The following is a 23,664-nucleotide window of genomic DNA, read 5'->3' on the forward strand; positions in this document are numbered from 1 at the left end:
AGGCTTTTTCTTTTTTTATTAGTGGCTTGAGAGCGAGCCACTTTCGCTTTCTAATGGAATCCAGCTACAGTGGCTAGAATGTTCGGCGGCTTCACTTCTTCCCGAGAGGCAAAGAGCGCCTCAAGGTCAGAAGCTCCATCCGTCTCACATTCTGAACGAGCCACTTTCGCTTTTAATGGAATCCAGCTACAGTGGCTAGAATGTTTGGCGGCTTCACTTCTTCCCGAGAGGCAAAGAGCGCCTCAAGGTCAGAAGCTCCATCCACCTCACATTCTGAGCGAGCCACTTTCGCTTTTTATTAACATTTGTTACAATAGTAAAAATAGAGGAGGGACGTTATATGCCAAAGGGTACAGGTAAGGTTATTGCACAAAATAAAAAAGCATTTCATGATTATTTCATCGAAGAAACATACGAGGCAGGGCTTGTCCTTCAAGGAACGGAAATTAAGTCAATTCGCGCTGGACGCGTAAACTTGAAAGATGCGTTTGCACGTGTACATAATGGTGAAGTATGGGTTCATAATATGCACATTAATACGTACGAACAAGGGAATCGTTTCAACCATGATCCGCTTCGCACGAGAAAATTACTTCTTCATAAAAAAGAAATTGATAAGCTAGCGGGCGCTGCAAAAGAAACAGGTTACGCATTAGTTCCACTTAGAATCTATTTAAAAAATGGATTTGCAAAAATGGCACTTGGTTTAGCAAAAGGTAAGAAACAATATGATAAACGTCACGATTTAAAAGAGAAAGAAGCGAAACGTGAAATTGCACGCGTGTTCCGTGATCGCCAAAAGATGTAATACAGATATTTACATTTGTAAAACGGCGCGCGTATGTTATAATAACTTATGTAAGGTTGTTGCACATTGAAAAATAGCTCTTAGTAGCTATCACGATATTTTCTTCGTATGCTCCATTTTTATCATGGGGACGTTACGGATTCGACAGGGATAGTTCGAGCTTAGGTTGCGAGTCGAGGGGATCGGCCTCGTTAAAACGTCAAAGCCTATAATTGGCAAACAAAACAATCTTTCTTTAGCTGCTTAATTGCACTAAAGGTTCCTCCCTCCATCGTCCATGTGGTAGGGTAAGGGACTCAAACTAAGTGGACTACGCCGGAGTTCGCCGTCTGAGGACAAAGGAAGAGAACAACCAGACTAGCAACTTGGAAGCCTGTCGATAGGCCGAAGAGTTCGCGAAATGCTAATATATCGACTACACTCGTAGAAGCTTAAGTGCCGATATTTTTGGACGTGGGTTCGACTCCCACCGTCTCCACCAATACATATTTGGTGGTTTTTTTATTTTGTATGATATGAACCATAACTTTGCCAGATTGGCGAGGTTATGGTTTTTTTGTTTGTGGTTTTATAGAATGCTGAAGTTGATGGGACGGTATCCTTGAAACAGAGAATAAAAAAATGGTTATTGATGATAAGTAGGGAGGTACTATAGCTGCTAGTAAACGCCCAACTGGTGAGTTTGTATTAAAATTTTAATTTATTACAATCTTCATATGTTTTGTGTTTTTAACCATACCTATTGTAAGATTATATAGAGTTCTCCTAATAAGCTGTTTTAATGGATTATTTAGGAATCTTAAATTTATAAATCTTAAATTGTTTTTTCGGGATAATTTTTTTATCTAAATAAGTTATATTGAAGTAGAGGTGAACCATCGGTGAGGCAGGTGTTAGTAATTAAGAATGAACGGTCTTCAGCAAAGAAAATTGTAAGCGGTCTAACGCAAGAAGGCTATTTCATTTTAAAACTTCACAATGAAAACCAAGGTTTAAATATAATATATGAACAAGATTGGGATATTATCATATTGGATTGGGACTCATTAAGTATATCGGGACCAGAAATTTGCAGACAAATACGACTTGTTAAAACGACACCGATCATTATTGTGACCGACAATATTTCTAGTAAGGATTGCATAGCAGGGCTACAAGCAGGAGCAGATGATTATATAAGAAAACCATTTGTGAAAGAAGAATTAGTAGCAAGGGTTCAAGCAATTTTAAGGAGAAGTGACTGTATTCAGCAAAATGAGACGAATTTTTTTCAGTTTAAAGATCTCTTTGTTGATGCATCTAGTAATATTGTGAAAAAAGGTGGCGAAAATCTCTCGCTTACTAAGCGCGAGTACGATTTACTTGTATTTTTAATCAAGAATAAAAATACAATATTGAGCCGTGAAATGCTTTTGAATCAGGTTTGGGGATATAACGTAGTAGTAAATCCAAATGTAGTAGATTTATATATTGGGTATGTAAGAAAAAAGTTAAAGTGCGAGAAGAAAGAAAGATATATTCAAACGATACATGGTAGAGGTTATTCAATGATTGAATGATAAAATAAGGTAATAGAAAAAAGAGTAAAACTGTTTCATTCAGTTTTACTCTTTTTTCTATTGAATCTAATAATCAAATAGTTTCTTAGAAGTATTAAAAGACTTAAAAAAATGGATTATAAAAATATTAGCTATTAATGAGCGTGTTTTGTAGAGGAAATCATGATTAATCAACACGCCTGACTTCACATATTACTTTTGGTGCCTGATTTTATGAATTCACACCATTCACAAGATTTTCACAGAATTAATGACTATACTAATTAACAGGATGTTCAAATGAAAATGATTATCAATAGCGATTCAATTGAATAAAAGTTAATTTCTAATTCAATCTATGGATGTCATCATTTTCGAAATAAATTACACTATAAGGAGTATACATATGAAAAAATCTATGCTTTTAAAATTAGTGAGTATTCTAGCAATTTTTACTTTAATGTTAGTAGCTTGCTCAAATCCAAGTAATGATACTAAAGAGTCAAAGGCTAATAAAGATAATGGTAGTGATAAGGCAAAAACGGTTGAAATCACTGATGCTCATGGAACTGTTAAAGTCCCTGTAAACCCAAAGAATGTAGTTGCTTTGGATAACAGAACTTTTGAAACTTTATCTGATTGGGGAATTAAATTAGCGGCTGCTCCAAAGGATATCATGCCTGCAGATTCAGCATATAAAAAGGATGATTCAGTTCAAAACATTGGAAATCACCGTGAACCAAATCTTGAAATTATTGCAGCTGCAAATCCTGAACTTGTAATCGTTGGTCAAAGATTTGCTGGTCATTACGAAGAAATCAAAAAATTAGTACCAAATGCAGCTGTTATTGATCTTAATGTTGATGTATCTGAGAAGGCTACTAAGCCTGGCGAAAACTTAGTAAAAGGACTTAAAGATTCTACAGTTACTTTAGGGAAAATCTTTGATAAAGATAAAGAAGCTAAAAAATTAGTAGCTGATTTTGATAAATCTATTGAAAACGCAAAATCTGCTTATAACGGAAAAGATAAAGTTATGAGTGTTATCGTTACTGGTGGGAATATCGGTTTTGCTGCGCCGCACTCTGGTCGTGTTTGGGGACCAATGTATGAAATTTTCGGTTGGACTCCAGCATTAGAAGTTTCAAATTCTACTGCAGGTCATAAAGGTGACGACGTTTCTGTTGAAGCTATTGCACAAACAAATCCTGATTGGATTTTCGTATTAGATCGTGATGCTGCAACATCTGATGCAGCCACTTCAGCTCCAGCTAAGGATGTTATTTCTAAATCACCTGCTCTTCAAAACACAACTGCTGTTTCTAAAAACCAGGTTATTTATGCACCAGAAGATACTTACACAAATGAATCAATTCAAACTTATATAGAGTTATTTGGAAATATTTCAAAAACTTTAGCTAAGTAGTGTAAAGGAGTACGAAGCAGTGTCAAAAAATATAATTTCTAGGGTTGAGAATATTTCTCAACCCCAGTTTTATAATCACAATAAATTATGGACAAAACCTTTTATAATAGCGATTATAGTTGTTCTAATTTTAGGGATTATATCACTGTTTACTGGAGTTTATGATATACGTGGACAAGAGGACGGAATGGAGATGTTTTTCATCACTCGTGTTCCAAGAACAGTTGCATTAATGCTTACTGGAGCTGCAATGGCGATGGCAGGGCTCGTAATGCAACTCATTACACAGAATCGCTTTGTTGAACCTACTACAACAGGGACTATTGAATGGTCAGGCTTAGGCCTGCTTTTTGTGTATTTACTATTTCCTGCCCCAACTTTAGTTCAAAGAATGACTGGTGCAATCATTTTTTCTTTTATAGGAACTATGATTTTTTTTCTATTTTTAAGAAGAGTTAAGCTTCGTTCGTCTTTAATTGTCCCGATTATTGGATTGATGCTTGGAGCAGTTATTTCTGCAGTGTCTACTTTTTTGGGACTCCTTTTTCAAAAGACGCAAAGTATTGAAACTTGGTTCGTAGGTTCATTTGCGAACGTTCAGGTAGGAAGATATGAATATTTATGGCTGATTGTTATCATTACTTTTCTTATTTTTATGTATGCTAATAGATTGACTTTAGCTGGACTAGGAGAAGATGTCGCAACAAGCCTTGGAGTTAATTACAATAGAATTGTTCTTTTTGGGACTGCTCTTATATCTGTTGCAGTTGGAATTGTTGCAGCTGTTATTGGACACTTACCTTTCTTAGGATTAATTGTGCCAAATATCGTTTCAATGTTTAGAGGTGATGATCTTAGGAGTAATTTACCTTGGGTTTGTGTGATCGGAATGGGGTCAATAACTGCCTGTGACATCATTTCTCGAACAATTATACAGCCTTTTGAATTACCTGTTTCTTTAATACTTGCAACAGTGGGAGCAGTCGTGTTTATTACTATTTTATTGAGACAAAGAAAACCAAGGAGGCTACGATGATCACATTAGAATATAGAAAAAAAGAAAATGTCGAAATCGATTCTAGCCTTCATAATGAAAGTAGATCAGCTAGCGCTTTTCGGTCTAAGAAGGAAGCAAGACGTTATTGGATTTTACTGATTACATTGATTGCTTTAGGTCTCCTTTCTTCATATGGACTTTTAGTTTATAACAATCCAGTTCCGATAGATTCACCTTCTTTTATCCCAGTCGTTAAGAGAAGGATAGTAGCTATTGTTGCAATGATTATCGCTGCAGTTTGCCATAGCTTGTCGACAGTTGCTTTCCAATCTATTACGAATAATAAAATTATTACTCCATCGCTTTTAGGTTTCGAATCACTTTATTCAGCAATTCAAACGAGTACAATATTCTTCTTTGGTGCTAGTGCATTAATAAATTTTAATGGAATTGGATCATTTTTATTCCAAGTTGTTGTTATGGTCTTCATGAGTTTGATACTTTATGGATGGTTACTTTCCGGTAAATACGGGAATTTACAACTTATGCTTTTAGTTGGAATTATTATTGGTACCGGGCTAAATTCAGTGTCAACTTTCATGAGAAAACTACTTGCGCCTTCAGAATTTGATATTTTACAAGCAAGATTATTTGGTTCTGTTAATCATGCAGATCCTGCATATTTTCCTATTGTAATTCCTATGATCATAATTGTAGCAGTATTAATTTTGGCTCATTCTAAGAATTTGAATGTTTTGTCACTAGGAAAAGATGTTGCTACTTCTTTTGGTGTTAAATATCAACCTAGTGTAATTTATACGCTTGTATTAGTAGCTATTTTGATGTCCATTTCAACAGCTCTAATTGGACCACTTACTTTCTACGGCTTTTTAGTAGCAACTTTGAGTTATCAGGCAGCGTCAACTTATGATCATAGATACATTTTTCCGATGGCTTTTGCTATAGGATTTTTAATAATGACGAGTGCATACTTTTTAATGTATCATGTATTCCATGCTCAAGGTGTAGTTTCAGTTATTATTGAATTATTTGGTGGAATCATATTCTTAACTATAGTTTTAAGGAAGAGGGCTTTATGATAAAAATTGATAATGTTAAAAAGTTCTATACTGATAAGGTGAAGATAGGACCTTTGGATATTGAAATACCAAAAGCAGGCTTTACTTCTTTAATTGGACCAAATGGCGCTGGAAAGTCTACGACACTTTTGATGATTGGAAGACTTTTAGATATGGATGAAGGTCAAATTCAGGTAGCAAATATGGATGTTTCTGAATCCAAATCAAAAGACTTAGCAAAAATTTTGACTATATTGCGACAAGAAAATCATTTTGTAACTAGGCTTACTGTTAGACAATTAGTTGGATTTGGGCGCTTTCCTTATTCAAAGGGAAGATTGACTAAAGAAGATGAGGTTATCATTTCTAAATATATTGATTTCTTAGATTTAACTAGTTTAGAGAATAGATATTTAGATGAGCTTTCTGGTGGTCAAAGACAAAGGGCATATGTAGCGATGGTATTGTGCCAAGAGACGGAATATGTACTTTTGGACGAACCTTTGAACAACCTTGATGTTGCTCGTTCTGTTCAAATGATGGAGCATTTGAGACGTGCAGCTAATGAATTTGGACGAACAATTTTGACTGTCATGCATGACATAAATTTTGCGGCTAAATACTCTGATAAAATTTGTGCTATGAAAGATGGACAAATTGCTGCTTTTGGAACAGTAGAAGAGGTTATGGATCCAACACTTTTGACAGATATTTTTGAAACAAAAATAGAAATTATTAATGGTCCTTATGGGCCAATAGCAGTTTATTAGTTATAAAATGTCTTGCGTAGATTATGCAAGACACTCTAGTTGAAGTTGCTGTCTGTATTTTATAGGCAGCAACTTTTTTTATGTGATTACTCATAAAATGCAAAAGAATGCTTCACCTTTTCAAGTATGTACCAAACGAAAAAAATATCTCTGTATAACTTTTTAAAAGAATTCAGTTTGTTTTTGATATGTAATATTGCATATCAGAGTGTATTGATAAAAGTGTAAGGTGTCACTATAATGAGGGCATAAAGATAAACCACATTATCGTAGCAAGAAAAAGGAGGAAATAATATGGAAATCGCAATGGCAGTTTTAAAATTTGTAGGTGGCGTAATCCCGTTAATTCAAGAACTTTTAAAAGCATTTATGTAAGTTTATTAATTAGCTATCATTTATCAATCATTATCATATTTTACTAAAAAAAGAACGGGGTGATTTTTCTGAATATTAAGAAAAATACTAAAAGAAGAAAGTTCCTTGCATGTTTATTAGTTAGTTTATGCACTATTAATTATTCATCTATTTCCTTCGCAGAAACACAAGCAAGTAATGTAACTGATGTAACTAAAAATGCTAGTGGCATTGATACTGGTATAGCAAATCTTAAATATAATAATCAAGAGGTTTTAGCTGTAAATGGTGATAAAGTAGAGAGTTTTGTTCCGAAAGAAAGTATCAATTCAAATGGTAAATTTGTAGTAGTGGAACGCGAGAAAAAATCACTTACAACGTCACCGGTCGATATTTCAATTATTGATTCTGTAGTGAATCGCACGTATCCAGGAGCTGTACAACTTGCAAATAAAGCTTTTGCAGACAATCAACCGAGTTTATTAGTGGCTAAGAGAAAGCCTTTGAATATTAGTATAGACTTACCTGGCATGAGAAAAGAAAATACAATCACTGTTCAAAATCCGACATATGGTAATGTAGCTGGAGCAGTAGACGATTTAGTATCTACTTGGAATGAAAAGTATTCTACAACACATACGTTACCTGCAAGAATGCAGTATACAGAATCTATGGTTTATAGTAAATCACAAATAGCAAGTGCTCTTAATGTTAACGCTAAATATCTTGATAACAGTCTAAACATTGATTTTAATGCGGTTGCAAATGGAGAGAAGAAAGTGATGGTAGCGGCATATAAGCAAATATTTTATACGGTAAGTGCTGAACTACCTAACAATCCATCCGATCTTTTTGATAATAGTGTTACTTTTGACGAGTTAACTCGGAAAGGTGTAAGTAATTCGGCTCCACCTGTTATGGTTTCAAATGTAGCTTATGGTAGAACCGTTTATGTAAAATTAGAAACAACATCTAAGAGTAAAGATGTACAAGCTGCTTTTAAAGCCTTACTTAAGAATAACAGCGTCGAAACGAGTGGACAGTATAAAGATATTTTTGAAGAAAGTACCTTTACTGCTGTAGTATTAGGCGGAGATGCGAAAGAGCATAACAAGGTTGTTACTAAAGATTTCAATGAAATCCGAAATATCATTAAAGATAATGCTGAATTAAGTCTTAAAAATCCAGCATATCCAATTTCATATACAAGCACTTTCTTAAAAGATAATGCAACTGCCGCTGTTCATAACAATACAGATTATATTGAGACGACAACTACAGAATATTCAAGTGCTAAAATGACACTTGATCATTACGGTGCTTACGTTGCTCAATTTGATGTATCTTGGGATGAATTCACATTTGACCAAAAGGGTAACGAAGTACTAACACATAAAACATGGGATGGTAGCGGAAAAGACAAAACGGCTCATTACTCTACAGTTATCCCTCTTCCACCGAACTCAAAAAATATAAAAATTGTAGCAAGAGAATGTACAGGTCTTGCATGGGAATGGTGGAGAACAATTATTAATGAACAAAACGTTCCATTAACAAATGAAATAAAAGTTTCAATTGGAGGAACAACATTATATCCAACTGCTAGTATTAGTCATTAGTTATAAAAAAAGCGCCCTATAAGTAGGGCGCTTTTTACTCTTTCCAAAATTGTTCTAATAGAATGACAAGCATGGTACCCACAAGTAAGCCATTACTTAAAACATATTGTAAGGAAGAAGGAACTCCGCTAAATGCACTTTCTGGAAGAAACAATATTCCCAAACTGATTAATAATGAAATTCCTAATATAGTTAATCGGCATTGATTTAATTCTTCACGTAAAATGGATTGAAATGAAATGCCTATTACTTGGACAAATGTAGCTAAAAGTGCAGCATTAGCAATAGGTCCTGGTAGCAAGGATATAAAGTTTACAATTGAGGGAATAAAAGAAATTCCTGCTAATATAAGACTTGCTATAAGGAACGACTTCACTTTTCTTTGTCCTGTTAGTTGGATAAATCCTGCTGATGCAGGTAATGGTACAATTCCAATTGTAGAGAACAACGACGAGATAATATGTGATATACCTCCGACCCATACACCACGGTTCAGTGTTTGCTTTTCATTTTCTTTAGATAATGGAGCCACTTGTTTTACAGCCGAAATAGCAGCGATTGTATTTGCAACTAAAAGAAATGTAAATAAAGTTGCAGTTAGAGTCATTCCAATATCGAATCTAGGTGTGCCCCAAGCAAATATCTCTGGTAACTTAACTAGCGTTGTATGCGAAGGGATATGAGATGATTTTCCTAATACTGCATACAAAAGCCAACCACATGAAATTCCAAGTAACACAGCGTAACTTTTCATCCATCCTTTCCCTTTAATTGATAAGAAAGTAATAAGGGCAAAAACAAAGAGAGCAATAGTAGTTGTTGTATAGTCAGGATGGGTTGCAGATCCTTGTAATCCTATCATTCCTTTTAGTAACACACCACTAAGCTGAAGAGATAATATTAAAAGAAAGGTTCCTGTAACCAAGGGTGTAAATAAGCGTAAGATTCGATGAACAAGCCCTGTTATACCAAGAAAGAAGAGTAATATACCTGCAATAATTAATCCGCCTTCTAAAAGTTGCAATACGTCTTTTGCACTTTGTCCCTGATGCATAGCGACTTGTCCCAATATGACAAATATACTTACCCATGAACCGGCTGGCCCGTCCGCAATGGGGTAACGATGCCCAAACCACGCTTGTAGAAACGAACTTACTCCCAAGACTAAAAAAGTCCGCTGCATTAATGTTGAGACATCCTCTATTGGTAAATGGAATATGCCACCAATAATGATAGGTAACGCAATTGCATTTGCTAATAGAAACACAAACCATTGTAGAATACTAAAACTCGTATCAAAGTGTTTTTTATTCATATTATTCTCCTTTGCCGAAAAAGAATCTCATAGTAAAAATCCATCCTTTCTACACAGTTAGATTAAAAAGGATAGATTTATTAAATCTATAAAATTATTTTAATTATATAGATAGATTTTTAATTAATTACCATGTACGGAATGGTAAGAATTTCCCATTAAGTGTAATCACGATACGAGGATCGCCACCTTTTGGATCTTCTTGTGTATCCACACCTAGGTTGAAGTTAATCGCACTCATTACACCTTCGCCCGCTTTTTCTAAGATTAACTCTCTAATAGTTGGTGCATATTGTAACATCATTTCATATAAACGATATGCAATCGGGTCCGTAGGAGGCATTTCCATCACTTGGCCGCGAAGTGGAACTACTGTTAATGATTGAACTACTTCTTCATCTAATTTTAATAGTTTACCAATTTTTTCTGCTTCTGGATGTGTCATTGTAGCTTGTCCTAATAACGCTGTTACAACCCAAGTCTCAGAGTGTTCACTTACTTTTGCAATTTCTTCCCAAGTTAACCCTTTTTCAATTTTTGCCGCTAAAATTTTTTGCGTAGCTTCTTGTCTATTCATATCTAATACTTGTTTTTTCATATCTCATAACTTCCCTTCATATACGTGATAATTATTATTTTGTTTTACTATTTAACGCTTTATATCCATCAACCACTACATCTAATTTACCTGTGTGAGGGTCAATAACTAAACCATGTACAGGAACATCTTTTGGGATAAGTGGATGATTTCTTACTAAATCAACATTAGCTTGCGTTGAGTCGCAAACATCATCGAATCCGAATAACCATTTTTCAAGGTCAATACCAGCATATTCAATTGCTGATAAAATTTCTGATGAAGCTACTCCGCGATCTAATATTTTTTGAAGTGTTCCTTTTGGATTCGTTTGGCTCGCGCCACATCTATGATGTCCAATAAGGAAGATTTCATCTGCATTTAAATCGTATACTGATGCTACAACACTTTGCATAACACTATCGAAAGCAGAAGCAATTTTACCACCTGCATTTCTGATAACCTTTGCATCACCATCGTGTATATCTAAAGCTTTTGGAAGTAGCTCAATTAAACGAGCATCCATGCAAGAAACAACAACCATACGTTTTTTAGGCATTTTTGTCGCTTCACGAGGAGCGTATTCCTTATTTTCTACAAAATGTTCATTGAACGATAGAATTTCTTGTAATAACATATTTGTAACCTCCTTTAAATCTAGATGTATTTTTTTGTTGTGTCCTCTGTGTTATAAGTAAATATAGCTGATAAATAATGTGATGTAAGAGGATAAACTAAGTATAGTGAATTGTATCGATAAGCAGAATAAGTTGGCGAAACACTTTCGGGCTTTCTACTTTCACGGTGAAAGGATTGGTTTATATCATTGATCAAACAGATTTTGAGATACTGAAATTATTAGGAGAAAACTCAAGAATACAATGGAAAGAACTTGGCCAAAAAATACATATGACGGGGCAAGCTGTAGGAAATCGAATTCGAAGATTAGAGGATTTAGGGATTATTGAACAGTATACAATTGCAATAAACCGAATCAAATTAGGACAAGTAGTGACTGCATTTGTTACTTTGTTCGTAACAACGGCTAATCACCAAGAGTTTATGAATTTCTTTCAAGGAGAAGAAGGGATTTCTGAAGTACACCGTATAAGTGGTGAGGGGTGTTATTTATTAAAAACACATTTTGCTTCCAACGAAGACTTAGATAACTTTCTAGGACGACTATTAAAATACGGGAACTACCGTGTTAACTTATCAATAGGAAAGTTGAAATAAGGTTTCTTTTCTTTGGAGGAGATAGTAACATTATTTGCTAAACTTTATTTGTATAGAGATAATGAAGTCGTTTAATGTTTATCTTAAATAGTCAGAGCCTTACTACAATTTATGTGTAGTAAGGCTTTTTAAAGTTGTTATATTCAACAATTAAGCTGAAGTGTTGAGGGGGGATATGAGACGATTTCTTTCAAGAGAATCATAAATGATTTTGTCTTAAGAAAGATCTTGCAACTCAGTACAGGATCTTTAATTAAACGTTTTTAAAAGCTAAATTGTGGTTTCATATCCCCTTTATAAGGTTCATGTTCAACGAATATAGTTATATCCTTACCAGCTTGGTCTTTACCAGTTCTTTTATACGTAAATTTATTCTTATTTAGTTCAGTAAGTTCAAGAGCAGCACCATATTTATTATTTCCAATTGAAACATGGGCTCTTATTTTATTTTCATGTACAACATCGAAGTAGCCATAATCACCGCGGCTTTGACCTGTTTCGCTATTGAAGAACTCATATTTATTAGATTTGTCATCAAATTTTGCTAGACTTATAAAATTCGAATTAAATTGTGTTACATCGTTACCAGCTTCGTCTAATACCTTTGTTCCGTGCCAAAGGGTACCGCCTAAAATTTTATCTCCATCAACATTTTTAACAATATCTCCTGTAGTCGTGTTCAGCTGCTTGTCCGGATCAGTGAAAGAAAGTTCTTTTTCTTTATATGGAACATGTTCAACGAAAACTTCTACATCTTTACCGTTAGCGTCTTTCCCCATTCGTTTATAAGTAAATACATTTTTATTTAGTTTTGTCATGTCAACGACAGCTTGATACTTCATTGATTCTGAAATTAATATTCTCTTCTTCCCATCATTTGTGACAAAGAAAGTTCCTTTATCGCCACGACTTGCACCTGTTTTAGCATCAAAAAATTCATATCTGCCTGACTTCGCATCATATTTTGCAAGACCAATGAAGTTTGCATTCTCTTTTGTTAAGTCATTCTTATCTTTGTCATACACTCGTGTACCTTGCCAATTTGTCTTGCTAAGAATATTAGCCATTTTTTGCCCTTTAGTTAATTTATTTTCCTTTTTTGTTTCTTTAGCAACTTGTTCTTGTTTTTGTTTACTATGATTTTCTTCAGCTTTAGTACCAGCACACCCTGTTAATGCTAATGTGAATCCGAGCAGTACGGATGATAGTGCTTTTGTTTTTTTGTTCATGTTTTATCGTCTCCTTATTTTATGATTTTAAGTAGTACGGTTTGCGATTATAGTAGCAGTGCGTCATATATGAACTTAGTTGCTACATTCCTTATGTTAATACCCGACTATAAACTGCCTCTAAATAAAACATTAAAAAAAGATAAACTAATTCCTAAAAAATGTTCATATTTATAAAAAATCGCTAGCTTGTTGTAGTGCCTACGAGTAATCCAACAAATACATTGTAATGAAGAAGGAAAGTCGCTAACAATAATGTAATTCCTAATGGAGCCAATCGATTGTATTGCAAAATTTTCGAGCTAAACTGTAGGGGAAATGAAGATTTTATAGAATTCGTTTCGTATAGGAAGGGGATGTCCATGTTTGATTCAACAGATTTTAAGATTATACAATTACTACAAGAAAACGCTAGAATGAACTGGAAGGAAATTGGGGAGATAGTACATTTGACTGGTCAGGCTGTCGGGAAACGAATTCATAAATTAGAAGAGGCAGGTGTCATTCAAAAATATACGATAAATATCGATAGGGCTAAGCTAGAAGGATCTATTATGACCTTTGTTACACTATTTTTGCATGCACCGCACTATCATAATCAAATTCAAAAATTTTTTGAAAAAACGGACGTAATTACTGAAATGTATCGTATAAGCGGCGATGGGTGCTATGTCATGACTCTTCACACATCTTCGCATCAGCAATTAGAAGAGACTCTTGCAGATGTTTTACATTATGGTGATTATCGTATAAATACTGTCATTAAGACAATGGAAAAAAAGAAAGAATAAGATACTTATCCTTTCTTTTTTTTGAACTGTAATTTTTTATTTGCTCTTGTTTATAAAACAGTTTGCTGACATGACTGTTGCATAAATATCACCAAACTCTAATGCACTCATGAACGATTGATGAGCGTGTACTGCGGGGATTAGATTTCCTTGAAATTCTAAATCTTTTGTTGTACAAGCATCTTCAATTACAATACATTGAAATCCGAAGTCACTGGCAGCGCGTACTGTTGCATCAATACATACATGAGTCATCATACCGCAAATGACTAGTTGGTCTATTTTCTCTGTCTTTAATGTTTCTAATAAATTTGTTCTTAAAAAACTGTTAGGGTGATGTTTTTGAATGACTCTTTCGTTAGCAATTGGTTGTACATCATCATAAATTTGAACACCTATTGTATCGGGTAAGAAGAAAGTAGCCCCTTCATTGTTCGCAATATGTTGTACGTGAATAACTGTTTTATGCTTTTCGCGAAATACTCTCAAAACTTCTTTCGCTTTTTGTGCGGCTTTTTCAGGTTGATGTAATTCCATATTGCCACCTTCAAAGTAATCATTTTGTATGTCGACTAATAGTAACGCTTCGTTCATAGTTAATCCCCCCACATATATTTGTACAGTACGTTGTTTGTACTGTACCGTTATTATATAAAGTGTAGGTATGCGGAAGTAATAGCGTTATGAAACGATTTTAACGTATATAGTTTCATTGTGAAAAAGGTGAAAGTTGGTATAGGCACAAATGGATTTTGTGGAATTCACGGCAAAGTTATAGGTAGAGTGGCGTTGTAGGATAAAAACCATAACTTTGCTGGAGGATCGGGTTATGGTTTTTTTTATGAGGAAATGCGATTTTAAGTTTTTGCTGAAGATGTTTTTCTAGGATATGCTGTGAGTGATTGAAGTGAGGTAGTGTCGGATATTGTCGACCGATCGATATATTAGAAAAATCGTTGATATATTGTGAGTTATGATAGATATATTGGAAAAATCGTTGATATATTGCTAGTTGTGATAGATATATTGAAAAAATCGTTGATATATTTGTAAAGGGGTGTTTGAGGTGATTGTGAAAGAAAGAAAAATACCGATTTATATAAGACAGTTAGAAGCGCTTCTTAGAAGGTTACCTGTATATCATCCGAAACGAAATATAATTGGAGAAAACTTGGCAAAACACATGGCGGGGTATAAAGGGGAGCAAGCGATTGATTATCCACTTAGTTTTATTTCTGAGAAAGAGTACAGTGTTTTACATGATGTTCGCTTATCTAATCATGATCAATACTTTCAAATTGATACTATTATCATTTCCACAAAGTTTCTTCTGTTTCTTGAGATAAAAAATATAGCAGGTACATTAATATTTGATACAAAGTTTAATCAACTTATCCGAATAACAGAAGGAAATTCAGAGGGATTTCCAGACCCTGTTTTACAAATAAAAAGGCAGGAAATACAACTTAAAAAATGGTTAAGCTTACATGGATTTTCTTCTAGTCTTCCAATCGAGTCCCTCGTTGTTATTAGCTCGCCTCGTACCATTATAAAATCTTCAGATGACAATCTTCTTCATACAATTATTCATAGTGCAAATCTACCTCATAAAATAAAGTAGTTTGAAAGTAAATATAAGAAAAAAGTTATAGATAATGTAGATAGGCTCATTCATCAAATAATAGCAGAGCATTCTCCACTTCAACAAAATATACTTGAGCAATATAAAATAGAAAAAGAGGAGTTGCTAAATGGAGTACAATGTGAGAAATGCTTAGTTATTCCAATGGTTAAAGTTAAGAAGGGGTGGCGTTGTACAAGTTGTAAAGATTTTTCAAAAGTGGCACATGAGGGTGCTATACGAGATTATGCATTGCTCATTAGTACGACATGTACGAACGGTAATTTGAAAGGGTTTCTCCATGTTTCGTCAGGTATGGTTGTAAACAGAATTCTCCACACACTAAATCTGGCCTATATTGGCAACAACAAAGGACGAATATATGATTTAACTTCTTTCCAATCGTAATTTTGCTATAATAAATAAGTACTTATACGAAGGGGAGTTTAAAGATAAAATGAAGTCGTTTAATATCGATCATGTTATAGCTAGTATTTTGCAATGGATATTAAATATAGCTTTAATTATATTATCCATTGTGTTATCGATTTTCTTAGTGAATGAGACGATCACGTTTGTGCAGTATATTTTTTCGTCAAAAGAGTATACGTCTTATAAATTGGTTGAAAGTATCATCGTCTATTTCTTATACTTCGAGTTCATTGCATTAATTATTAAGTATTTTAAATCGAATTATCATTTCCCGTTACGTTATTTTATTTATATCGGAATTACGGCTTTAATTCGGTTGATTATTGTGTCTCATGAGGAACCGATGGAGACGTTATTATACGCAGGAGCAATTCTTGTTTTAGTTATTGCTTTATACATATCGAATATGAGAGATTTGAGAAAAGAGTAGTAGTGCAGACGTAAGTTTGCACTACTTTTTTATGTGGAATTTTCCACCCTATGATTTTGGGGCTGTAATCAAATGAATAGTGTCAGGACATTCTAATTTATAAGTTACTTTGTTGTCTTCAATATCTTTCTTTATCTTTTGACATGTAGTATTCGAATATTGTATCTCTTGGTTTTCATTATGTTTCTCATTTGTTTTTGTGTAGTCGACATCATAATAGACGGAGGTAGATTCCTTTTCTTTTTTTACAGTTAAATCAATAATAATAGGCTCGTTCTTGTTATTAAATTTAGTAATTCTAACTGAATCGTCTTTATTTGAATTATAGTTTTTTACGAAAGTATCTAATTTCTCTATGTTATAAACTTCATCGTTTTTCTCAATAATATCACCACGTTTTTTGGAAGCCTCAAAAGTATATGTCTCGTTTTTATCGTTTTTTTGCTCATTATTAGTACAACCAATAAGAGTAAATAAGGCTAATGAGATTACAGATAACGCATATTTTCTATATTGTATTCTCATAGATTCAGCTCCTTTTCTTAATTTTTAACGATGATATATTTATAATTTTATTTTATCTTAATGAGCTTTTTGGAAAGCAAAAAGACTGTTCTTTTTTCGTTAAGTTACTGTAAATACCTACATTCTTTATTAATTAGTTATAAATTTCGGCATAATATTTTTACATTAGTTTTTACATCTTGACCTTCAAGTTGCTTGAAAGTTTACAATGAAATTAAGGCGTTTGAAATCGAAAAAAATTGAGAAATTAAGTGAAGAGGTTTCTTTTACTTGGAGGTTATAGGAATGAATCAGGAATTGAAGTTACGTCCATTAGAACGAGAAGATTTAAAGTTTGTACACGAACTGAATAATAATGCCCATATTATGTCGTATTGGTTTGAAGAGCCGTATGAGGCATTTGTGGAGCTGCAAGACTTATACGATAAACATATACATGATCAAAGCGAACGCCGATTTATCGTTGAGAAAGACAATGAGATGGTTGGATTAGTTGAGTTAGTAGAAATCGATTATATTCATCGTAGAACAGAATTCCAAATTATTATTGATCCAAATTATCAAGGATATGGTTATGCAGCAGAGGCGACGCGTTTAGCGATGGATTACGCTTTTTCTGTATTAAATATGCATAAGATTTATTTAGTTGTGGATAAAGAAAATGAGAAAGCAGTCCATGTGTATAAAAAGGTTGGATTTATAGTGGAAGGCGAGCTTTTAGACGAGTTTTTCGTTGATGGTAACTATCATAATGCGATAAGAATGTGTATGTTTCAGAAGGAATATTTTAAAAATAAGTAGTTGAATGATTTGGAGGTAATGTTGACGCTTCGTAAAACTGTATGCTAAAATCCCTTTTAAGTATTAAGGAAGGTGCAGAACATGCTTTATATAAAATTTGTAAAACTCATTAGAAAACTTTGCTCCGCACAAATGTATACGGTGAAGCGTTGTACGGAGCTTAATCAAGGGGCATAAATCCCTATATTCATCGACTGAATAACTTTTCTAAAAAAGTATAGTTTATCTATGCTTATTTGGTTATGGTTTTTCAGTTGATGTATAAAATAGATTAAGGGGCCATAGACAATGCTTTGTCTATGGCCCTTTGTGTATATTATTCCGATGAGTATTTACTGTAAATTGGAGTAGTATAGGAAAAACCACGAAGCAGAGGGCTAGTGTCGAATGACGCTATCTCTCTGCTTTTTTTAATTTCAGGAAAAGAGGAATAAAAATGAGTTTACTTAAAGTTGAAAGTTTATCACATAGTTTTATTGATAAAGTATTATACGAAAATGCTTCTTTTGATTTGCATAAAGGCGAGCATATGGGAATTGTTGGACAGAATGGTGCAGGGAAAAGCACATTAATGAAAATATTGGTGGGAGAAATTATTTCTGATAAGGGAGACATAAAGTGGCAACCCAATATTCAAATTGGACATCTTGATCAATACGCAGAAATTGATGAGGGTTATACCATTTCACAATATGTAAAGAGAGCCTTTTATGATTTGTATGAAATGGAAAAGAGAATGAACAAGTTATATGAAGAAAGTGCGATGACTGGAGATGAGAATCAACTACTAAAAGCAGCTGAAATGCAAGAGCAGCTTGAGGCTCGTGATTTTTATTCAGTAGACAGCGTAATAAATAAGGTGGCAGCCGGTTTAGGTATTGATGCGATTGGGATGGATCGTGTTATTGGTGAATTAAGCGGAGGGCAGCGTGCAAAGGTAATTTTAGCAAAGCTTTTATTAGAAGAGCCTACTATTTTATTACTAGATGAACCGACGAATTTTCTCGATAAGGAGCATGTGGAGTGGCTTGCTAATTATTTAATGAATTTTGAAGGAGCGTTTATTGTCGTATCACATGATTTTGATTTTCTGGAAAAGGTAACTTCTTGCATATGTGATGTAGAGTTCGGAACGGTTAAGAAGTATTACGGAAAATACTCAGATTTTGTAAGACAAAAGGAGCATTTGCGAAAAGATTATATTCGCCAATATTATGCACAGCGAAAGAAAATTGAAAAAACGGAAGAGTATATTCGTAGAAATATTGCTGGGGTGAATTCAAAAATAGCGCAAGGTCGTAGAAAACAATTGGAGCGTATGGAAAGAATTGCGCCACCAAGTTTTACTCATAAACCGTCTATTCATTTTCAGGAACTTCCCATTTCAGTTCAGACAGTTCTTGAAGTAAATAACCTTGAAGTTGGTTACGATTTCGCTCTCTTACCAAAATTGAATTTTTCAGTGATGGGTGGGCAAAAACTTGTTATTACAGGGTTCAATGGAGTAGGGAAATCTACTTTATTAAAAACAGTCGTTGGAAATATTGCTAGCATTTCTGGAGAGTTTCACTTTTCAGAGCAAATAAACATTGGATATTATGAGCAAGATTTAAATTGGAGCAATGATTCTTTAACGCCGCTTCAAATTATTTCAGAACAGTTTCCTAAACTGAATATGAAGGAAATACGCCATCATTTAGCTGCGTGTGGTGTGAAGGATACGCACGTTTCGCAAGAAATTCGTACGTTAAGTGGTGGTGAACAATCGAAGGTGAAACTGTGCGGATTATTACTATCACCTTGTAACTTCTTAATTTTAGATGAGCCGACAAATCATTTAGATGCAGAAGCGAAGGAAGCTTTGCAAAAGGCGCTAATTCAGTTTAAGGGCAGCATTATACTCGTATCTCACGAAGCAAGTTTTTATCTTGATTGGGCAGATAGCATCTTTGATATAGAGACAGGATTAGTTAAGGGGGTGTGAAACATATGAGTGAAAACAATTGGAAAACGAAAATTATATTATTTTTGACCGCTCAAACTATTTCGTTGTTCGGTTCCTCTCTCGTGCAATACGCGATTATATGGTATATCACCCTTACAACATCATCAGGAGTGATGTTGACTATTTCAACTGTTTGCGGTTTTCTACCACAAATTGCGATATCTTTGTTTGCAGGTGTTTGGGTTGATCGTTATGACCGTAAAAAGATGATTATGTTATCGGACGGGATTATAGCGATTGCGACGTTAGTTTTAGCAATTTTATTTTTAACAGGATATAAAAGTATTTGGTTACTTTTTATTGTGTTACTCATTCGTTCAGCTGGAACAGGAGTACAAACGCCAGCTGTGAATGCATTAATTCCGCAAATCGTTCCGAAAGAGTATCTGATGAAAGTAAATGGAATAAATAGCAGTATTACATCTTTAATTATGTTTCTTTCTCCAGCAGCAAGTGCGGCGATTCTTTCTATTGCCAGCATTGAAACAACATTTTTTATTGATGTTATTACAGCCATGTTTGGAATTAGTATTATGTTTGTTATTCAGGTCGAAGGACATGTGAATGTAGAGAGTAAGCAAAAATCTAATCTACAAGGAATTAAAGAAGGGTTCTCTTATTTAAAAGAAAATGTATTTATTAAAAGGCTAATCCTTTTATTGATTATCGTCATGATTTTAATAAGTCCAGCTGCTTTTTTAACGCCTTTAATGGTAACTCGTTCTTTCGGGGCCGAAATGTGGAGACTTACTGCGAGTGAGATGACCTTTAGTGCGGGTGCGGCAGCTGGTGGCGTATTGATTGCGGCGTGGGGTGGTTTTCGTAATCGTATGCATACAACAGCGCTAGCTTGTGCATTATATGGACTGCTTATGATTGGACTCGGAATAGCACCGATATTTACTATGTATTTAGTATTTAATTTTTTAATTGGTATAACAATGCCGTGCTTCAATACACCAGTTACTGTGTTATTGCAGGAGAAAGTAGAACCATCGATGCACGGGCGGATTTTTAGCCTTGTACAAATTGCGAATTCATGCGCGCTTCCTTTAGGAATAATAATATTTGGTCCATTGTCGGATATGTTTAGTGTAGAGATTTTATTAATTTATGCTGGGATATTCGTGCTATTTTGCGCAATGTATGTTGTATTAAGCAAGAGGTTTGAAGTGTAAATATTTATGATTTAGAAGGTTTGCGAAGTGATTTAAGATGCTTCGTAAACCTTTTTGTTATTAGTTTAGTCAATAATTATTTATTGTTAAACAATAAATAATTATTGACTGTTAATGTTGTTTTAGATAATATGATGTTAACGATCTAAGGAGAATTACATGAGTAGAGGAGAATGTGAAATGAAAAATAAATACGTAGTAGCTATTTCTTTAATGATTTTAGCGATTATTTCTTTAACTATACATGCTTCAAACAGTAAAATAGGAGCGGATGGATTCCTTGAAGAACCTTTCTTTTTCCTAGTACCGATAAGTTATGTATTGTTCCTTAGTGGTATTGGTGTATTACTATTTGGATTTATTACTTCAAAGCTGAAAAAGGGCAATAGATAGGAGCTACCAATAGGGACAAAACACTCACTATGAAATAGAAACATACCATATGGAAGAAAAAGAATAAGTGAGATGAATCATGATGAATCATTATTTTTATAATGGTAGACAAGTAGGAGCAGCTATTACGCTGGCTGGGGCACAAGGGACAATTCATGCTGTGAATCAGGCTATTCAAATGCAACAACAAGCATATTTTGCACAAATGATGCAAAGTCAGTATATGCCGTATTCACAACTTCCGATGCAAATTGTACATTACGATGTACATCCAGCTGGTTTATTTTCCATTCCATATGGCGGGACATACTTCTTATGAAAGAAAGCGACTGGTTAGAGTCGCTTTTTTTATATTCCGCCTAGCTTCATTCCAAGGAAGGCAAAGGCGATACCAATTATGTAAGTAGCACTTAAATATAAAAGGAAGATGTACAGTTTTTTACGATTGAGAAGCTGAACAGATTCTAATTTAAGCGTAGAAAATGTAGTGAATGCGCCCATAAATCCAGTACCTAATAATAGTTGCCAGTCTGTAGTGACTCCGTTGCCAATTATATATCCAAGTAAAAATGCCCCTGTTATATTAATAAGGAATGTAGCAATTGGAAATTGTGTTTTATTTCTTTTCTTAAACCAATTGCTAATTGCAAATCGTGTAATCGCGCCGAAAAATCCACCTGTTGCCACTAATAAAGCTTCTATCATAAGTGATCACCTTCCGTAAGATGTTTCTTAATTAAGAAATCACCTAGTGTATAGCCAAGACCAGACATAATGAGACCACCAAGTATGCTGCATGATACATATAAGAAAGCCGTATCCCATTCAGAATGATTGATTAGTTGCACAGTTTCTACACTAAATGTTGAAAACGTCGTAAAGGAACCAATGAATCCAGTCCCAATGCCTGTGATAATTTCTAATGGTAAGATGTTTCGCCGAGCGATATAGGTAGTTAGCCACGCTAATAGGAAGCAGCCGAGTAAGTTGATGAGCAATGTAGCTAGCGGAAATGAATGATTCCATGAAGTATGAATAGTAAGACCTAAATAATAGCGAGAAAGGGCTCCTAATATACCGGCTATGCCAACGATAATATAAATCAATTTCTTCACCTCTTTAAATAGCTTGCTCAAAAAAATAGACTCCTACCAGTAGTTATACTGGTAGGAGTCATTAGCTAAGCAGCAGTTATGGCGAACTCCATCGCCTCTGATTATTACATATAGTGTACTAAATATACCGTTTAATTTCTAGTGAGGAGGTGGGTGTAACTTTTCTTTTTTTGATGTTTGAAGGTTTTTTAGTAATTAAAATGAGATCGATTACTTATCAACTAAATATAGTGATATACAGTTTTAATTATGATAAAATGTTTCTTATGTGTGTCGTTTTATTTTATTTGACTGAAAATAAAGAAAAATAAATTCGCGTGAAAAGGAGTCATTTATTTGAAGAAATTTTTAAAAATCGTATTTATATGTGTTTTAGTATTAGCGGGCATTGTAGGAGGATTTCTAGCGTATATGACACTTACTAAAGAACAGCCTGCTGATGTTATAAGCTTGAAGGTGGAGAATAATAAGGAGCGCGTATTAGCGACTGGAAATGAATTTAAAGTTACAACATTTAATATTGGATATGCTGGGTTAGATAAGGATCAAGATTTCTTTATGGATGGTGGAAAGGGATCTGGTTCAAGTAGTAAAGAGCAAACGGAAATTAATTTAAAGAATATGCTTTCGTTTTTACAAAATGAGAATAGTGATTTTGCGCTATTACAAGAAGTTGATATAAAGTCACTTCGTTCATTTGATGTAAATGGACATGAATTTTTGAAAAAAGGATTACCTGATTATGTTTCGTCATTTGGCAAGAACTACGATACGAAATGGGTTCCAGTGCCAATAACAAATCCAATGGGATATGCGGAGGCTGGATTAAGTACGTTTTCTAAATACACTGTTCAAGAAGCGAAGAGGTTCCAGCTGCCTGGAATGGAGCCTTGGCCAAAGCGTTTGTTTGATTTAGATCGAGCAATTGTGGAATATAAAATTCCTGTTAATAATGGGAAACATGTTAGACTCGTAAATCTACATTTGTCTGCTTATGATGAAGGCGGGAAAATTAGAAAACAGCAAGTAGAGTATTTAAAAGAATATATGAACAAGCATTATGAAAATGGTGATTACGTAATAATGGGCGGAGATTGGAATCAATTAGTTTCGAACGCTCAATTAAGTGATCCGAAGTTTGTGAAAGAGCGTCCTGAGTGGTTAGTAGAGTTACCGAAGGATTTTACGGACGGTGGCTTTAAGTGGGCTGTAGATCCGTCTGTTATGACTGTGAGAGATGATGTAAAGAAATATGTAGAAGGTGAAAATTTCGTCACTATTATTGATGGCTTTATCGTTTCACCGAATGTAGAGATTGTAAATGTACAAGGGAAAGATTTAAAGTTTGAAAATAGCGATCATAACCCAGTGAGTGCGGTATTTAAACTGAAGTAATTGATATGTATAAGTAGAAGGTGGGGCTTC

24 protein-coding genes, 1 other RNA gene, 1 pseudogene and 1 riboswitch are annotated in these 23,664 nt (G+C 34.3%); of the genes and pseudogenes, 18 read left to right on the top strand and 8 right to left on the bottom strand.

Translation table 11 applies throughout. The features are described 5' to 3' along the window. The first annotated feature begins 340 nt into the window (after positions 1-340). From smpB to alo, 8 genes are all read left to right on the top strand, one after another. On the top strand, positions 341-808 hold the full coding sequence (gene smpB / locus N2V92_RS09385) for an SsrA-binding protein (RefSeq protein ID WP_001123920.1): 468 nt from the start codon (positions 341-343) through the stop codon (positions 806-808). Positions 809-934: 126 nt separating this feature from the next. Continuing rightward, positions 935-1,289: a transfer-messenger RNA gene (gene ssrA, locus N2V92_RS09390) on the top strand. A gap of 400 nt (positions 1,290-1,689) precedes the next feature. Next, positions 1,690-2,367, top strand: a complete 678-nt coding sequence (locus N2V92_RS09395; RefSeq protein WP_042596480.1) for a response regulator transcription factor — start codon at positions 1,690-1,692, stop codon at positions 2,365-2,367. 385 nt (positions 2,368-2,752) lie between these two features. Continuing rightward, entirely contained in the window at positions 2,753-3,772 is a 1,020-nt protein-coding gene (locus N2V92_RS09400) for a siderophore ABC transporter substrate-binding protein (RefSeq protein WP_016078161.1), read from the top strand. Between the two features lie 19 nt (positions 3,773-3,791). Continuing rightward, complete coding sequence (locus tag N2V92_RS09405; RefSeq protein ID WP_000041823.1) at positions 3,792-4,808, top strand: ABC transporter permease; 1,017 nt, start codon at positions 3,792-3,794, stop codon at positions 4,806-4,808. Beyond that, a complete protein-coding gene (locus tag N2V92_RS09410; protein ID WP_000631243.1) occupies positions 4,805-5,869 on the top strand; it encodes an iron chelate uptake ABC transporter family permease subunit in 1,065 nt (354 codons plus the stop codon). The genes N2V92_RS09405 and N2V92_RS09410 overlap by 4 nt, the downstream gene beginning before the upstream one ends. After that, positions 5,866-6,618: an iron ABC transporter ATP-binding protein gene (locus N2V92_RS09415; protein WP_000590056.1), complete on the top strand. Its 753-nt coding sequence runs from the start codon at positions 5,866-5,868 to the stop codon at positions 6,616-6,618. The genes N2V92_RS09410 and N2V92_RS09415 overlap by 4 nt, the downstream gene beginning before the upstream one ends. A gap of 434 nt (positions 6,619-7,052) precedes the next feature. Further along, positions 7,053-8,591 carry an anthrolysin O/cereolysin O family cholesterol-dependent cytolysin Alo gene (alo, locus tag N2V92_RS09420; RefSeq protein ID WP_000576735.1) on the top strand — a complete coding sequence of 513 codons (1,539 nt, stop codon included), beginning with the start codon at positions 7,053-7,055 and terminating at the stop codon, positions 8,589-8,591. A gap of 34 nt (positions 8,592-8,625) precedes the next feature. On the opposite strand, the gene N2V92_RS09425 is transcribed toward alo, so the two are convergent. The 3 genes from N2V92_RS09425 to N2V92_RS09435 form a co-directional block, all read right to left on the bottom strand. Further along, positions 8,626-9,906 carry a purine/pyrimidine permease gene (locus tag N2V92_RS09425; RefSeq protein ID WP_042596474.1) on the bottom strand — a complete coding sequence of 427 codons (1,281 nt, stop codon included), beginning with the start codon at positions 9,904-9,906 and terminating at the stop codon, positions 8,626-8,628. Positions 9,907-10,033: 127 nt separating this feature from the next. Further along, the gene (cynS, locus tag N2V92_RS09430; RefSeq protein WP_042598534.1) at positions 10,034-10,483 is read right to left on the bottom strand and encodes a cyanase; all 450 of its coding nucleotides are present in this window, start codon (positions 10,481-10,483) and stop codon (positions 10,034-10,036) included. A gap of 55 nt (positions 10,484-10,538) precedes the next feature. Then, positions 10,539-11,120 (bottom strand): beta-class carbonic anhydrase, encoded by a 582-nt coding sequence (locus N2V92_RS09435; protein WP_000926482.1) that lies wholly within the window; start codon positions 11,118-11,120, stop codon positions 10,539-10,541. A 167-nt stretch (positions 11,121-11,287) separates the two neighbouring features. On the opposite strand from N2V92_RS09435, the gene N2V92_RS09440 reads away from it, so the two are divergent. After that, positions 11,288-11,719 (top strand): Lrp/AsnC family transcriptional regulator, encoded by a 432-nt coding sequence (locus tag N2V92_RS09440; RefSeq protein ID WP_002008929.1) that lies wholly within the window; start codon positions 11,288-11,290, stop codon positions 11,717-11,719. A 263-nt stretch (positions 11,720-11,982) separates the two neighbouring features. On the opposite strand, the gene N2V92_RS09445 is transcribed toward N2V92_RS09440, so the two are convergent. Further along, the gene (locus N2V92_RS09445) at positions 11,983-12,948 is read right to left on the bottom strand and encodes a DUF4822 domain-containing protein (RefSeq protein ID WP_042596471.1); all 966 of its coding nucleotides are present in this window, start codon (positions 12,946-12,948) and stop codon (positions 11,983-11,985) included. Between the two features lie 362 nt (positions 12,949-13,310). Between N2V92_RS09445 and N2V92_RS09450 the strand changes: the two genes are divergently transcribed. Next, entirely contained in the window at positions 13,311-13,739 is a 429-nt protein-coding gene (locus N2V92_RS09450; RefSeq protein WP_000460471.1) for an Lrp/AsnC family transcriptional regulator, read from the top strand. 36 nt (positions 13,740-13,775) lie between these two features. Here the strand turns inward: N2V92_RS09450 and N2V92_RS09455 are convergent, their stop codons facing one another. Beyond that, the gene (locus N2V92_RS09455; protein WP_042596469.1) at positions 13,776-14,333 is read right to left on the bottom strand and encodes a cysteine hydrolase family protein; all 558 of its coding nucleotides are present in this window, start codon (positions 14,331-14,333) and stop codon (positions 13,776-13,778) included. Between the two features lie 478 nt (positions 14,334-14,811). Here N2V92_RS09455 and N2V92_RS09460 point away from each other — a divergent pair. Both N2V92_RS09460 and psiE read left to right on the top strand, forming a co-directional pair. Beyond that, positions 14,812-15,768: pseudogene (locus N2V92_RS09460) on the top strand (nuclease-related domain-containing protein). Positions 15,769-15,817: 49 nt separating this feature from the next. Next, positions 15,818-16,222, top strand: coding sequence for a phosphate-starvation-inducible protein PsiE (gene psiE / locus N2V92_RS09465; RefSeq protein ID WP_000834707.1), 405 nt, complete (start codon positions 15,818-15,820; stop codon positions 16,220-16,222). A gap of 48 nt (positions 16,223-16,270) precedes the next feature. Here the strand turns inward: psiE and N2V92_RS09470 are convergent, their stop codons facing one another. Then, on the bottom strand, positions 16,271-16,747 hold the full coding sequence (locus N2V92_RS09470; protein WP_001222628.1) for a DUF4362 domain-containing protein: 477 nt from the start codon (positions 16,745-16,747) through the stop codon (positions 16,271-16,273). 285 nt (positions 16,748-17,032) lie between these two features. Here N2V92_RS09470 and speG point away from each other — a divergent pair, with 285 nt between their 5' ends. The 5 genes from speG to N2V92_RS09495 all read left to right on the top strand — a co-directional run bounded on the left by speG (position 17,033) and on the right by N2V92_RS09495 (position 21,443). Next, the gene (speG, locus tag N2V92_RS09475; RefSeq protein WP_001071085.1) at positions 17,033-17,548 is read left to right on the top strand and encodes a spermidine N1-acetyltransferase; all 516 of its coding nucleotides are present in this window, start codon (positions 17,033-17,035) and stop codon (positions 17,546-17,548) included. A 436-nt stretch (positions 17,549-17,984) separates the two neighbouring features. Further along, positions 17,985-19,532, top strand: coding sequence for a ribosomal protection-like ABC-F family protein (abc-f, locus tag N2V92_RS09480; RefSeq protein ID WP_042596467.1), 1,548 nt, complete (start codon positions 17,985-17,987; stop codon positions 19,530-19,532). Between the two features lie 5 nt (positions 19,533-19,537). Continuing rightward, positions 19,538-20,731, top strand: a complete 1,194-nt coding sequence (locus tag N2V92_RS09485; RefSeq protein ID WP_001293768.1) for an MFS transporter — start codon at positions 19,538-19,540, stop codon at positions 20,729-20,731. A gap of 159 nt (positions 20,732-20,890) precedes the next feature. Further along, positions 20,891-21,124 (top strand): DUF3955 domain-containing protein, encoded by a 234-nt coding sequence (locus tag N2V92_RS09490; protein WP_000086300.1) that lies wholly within the window; start codon positions 20,891-20,893, stop codon positions 21,122-21,124. A 79-nt stretch (positions 21,125-21,203) separates the two neighbouring features. Further along, positions 21,204-21,443, top strand: a complete 240-nt coding sequence (locus N2V92_RS09495) for a DUF3947 family protein (RefSeq protein ID WP_000980956.1) — start codon at positions 21,204-21,206, stop codon at positions 21,441-21,443. Positions 21,444-21,472: 29 nt separating this feature from the next. On the opposite strand, the gene crcB (N2V92_RS09500) is transcribed toward N2V92_RS09495, so the two are convergent. Both crcB (N2V92_RS09500) and crcB (N2V92_RS09505) read right to left on the bottom strand, forming a co-directional pair. After that, the gene (crcB, locus tag N2V92_RS09500) at positions 21,473-21,829 is read right to left on the bottom strand and encodes a fluoride efflux transporter CrcB (protein ID WP_000568577.1); all 357 of its coding nucleotides are present in this window, start codon (positions 21,827-21,829) and stop codon (positions 21,473-21,475) included. Continuing rightward, a complete protein-coding gene (gene crcB, locus N2V92_RS09505) occupies positions 21,826-22,230 on the bottom strand; it encodes a fluoride efflux transporter CrcB (RefSeq protein WP_000639338.1) in 405 nt (134 codons plus the stop codon). Before crcB (N2V92_RS09505) ends, crcB (N2V92_RS09500) begins: the two co-directional genes overlap by 4 nt. Positions 22,231-22,284: 54 nt before the next feature. Then, positions 22,285-22,344: riboswitch (Fluoride riboswitch) on the bottom strand. 231 nt (positions 22,345-22,575) lie between these two features. Between crcB (N2V92_RS09505) and N2V92_RS09510 the strand changes: the two genes are divergently transcribed. Beyond that, positions 22,576-23,634 carry an endonuclease/exonuclease/phosphatase family protein gene (locus N2V92_RS09510; protein ID WP_000714043.1) on the top strand — a complete coding sequence of 353 codons (1,059 nt, stop codon included), beginning with the start codon at positions 22,576-22,578 and terminating at the stop codon, positions 23,632-23,634. Positions 23,635-23,664: the final 30 nt, after the last annotated feature.

Origin of the sequence: Bacillus sp. CH_48 (genome assembly GCF_038008465.1) — a bacterium.
In the GTDB taxonomy this organism is placed as follows: Bacteria; Bacillota; Bacilli; order Bacillales; family Bacillaceae_G; genus Bacillus_A; species Bacillus_A thuringiensis_S.

Bases quoted from the DNA above. Each gene is read 5' to 3' on its own strand.
- smpB (WP_001123920.1), top strand. From the start codon at position 341: ATGCCAAAGGGTACAGGTAAGGTTATTGCACAAAATAAAAAAGCATTT.
- N2V92_RS09400 (WP_016078161.1), top strand. From the start codon at position 2,753: ATGAAAAAATCTATGCTTTTAAAATTAGTGAGTATTCTAGCAATTTTT.
- N2V92_RS09410 (WP_000631243.1), top strand. From the start codon at position 4,805: ATGATCACATTAGAATATAGAAAAAAAGAAAATGTCGAAATCGATTCT.
- N2V92_RS09415 (WP_000590056.1), top strand. From the start codon at position 5,866: ATGATAAAAATTGATAATGTTAAAAAGTTCTATACTGATAAGGTGAAG.
- N2V92_RS09425 (WP_042596474.1), bottom strand. From the start codon at position 9,906: ATGAATAAAAAACACTTTGATACGAGTTTTAGTATTCTACAATGGTTT.
- cynS (WP_042598534.1), bottom strand. From the start codon at position 10,483: ATGAATAGACAAGAAGCTACGCAAAAAATTTTAGCGGCAAAAATTGAA.
- N2V92_RS09435 (WP_000926482.1), bottom strand. From the start codon at position 11,120: ATGTTATTACAAGAAATTCTATCGTTCAATGAACATTTTGTAGAAAAT.
- N2V92_RS09445 (WP_042596471.1), bottom strand. From the start codon at position 12,948: ATGAACAAAAAAACAAAAGCACTATCATCCGTACTGCTCGGATTCACA.
- N2V92_RS09450 (WP_000460471.1), top strand. From the start codon at position 13,311: ATGTTTGATTCAACAGATTTTAAGATTATACAATTACTACAAGAAAAC.
- N2V92_RS09455 (WP_042596469.1), bottom strand. From the start codon at position 14,333: ATGAACGAAGCGTTACTATTAGTCGACATACAAAATGATTACTTTGAA.
- psiE (WP_000834707.1), top strand. From the start codon at position 15,818: ATGAAGTCGTTTAATATCGATCATGTTATAGCTAGTATTTTGCAATGG.
- N2V92_RS09470 (WP_001222628.1), bottom strand. From the start codon at position 16,747: ATGAGAATACAATATAGAAAATATGCGTTATCTGTAATCTCATTAGCC.
- speG (WP_001071085.1), top strand. From the start codon at position 17,033: ATGAATCAGGAATTGAAGTTACGTCCATTAGAACGAGAAGATTTAAAG.
- abc-f (WP_042596467.1), top strand. From the start codon at position 17,985: ATGAGTTTACTTAAAGTTGAAAGTTTATCACATAGTTTTATTGATAAA.
- N2V92_RS09485 (WP_001293768.1), top strand. From the start codon at position 19,538: ATGAGTGAAAACAATTGGAAAACGAAAATTATATTATTTTTGACCGCT.
- N2V92_RS09490 (WP_000086300.1), top strand. From the start codon at position 20,891: ATGAGTAGAGGAGAATGTGAAATGAAAAATAAATACGTAGTAGCTATT.
- N2V92_RS09495 (WP_000980956.1), top strand. From the start codon at position 21,204: ATGATGAATCATTATTTTTATAATGGTAGACAAGTAGGAGCAGCTATT.
- crcB (WP_000568577.1), bottom strand. From the start codon at position 21,829: ATGATAGAAGCTTTATTAGTGGCAACAGGTGGATTTTTCGGCGCGATT.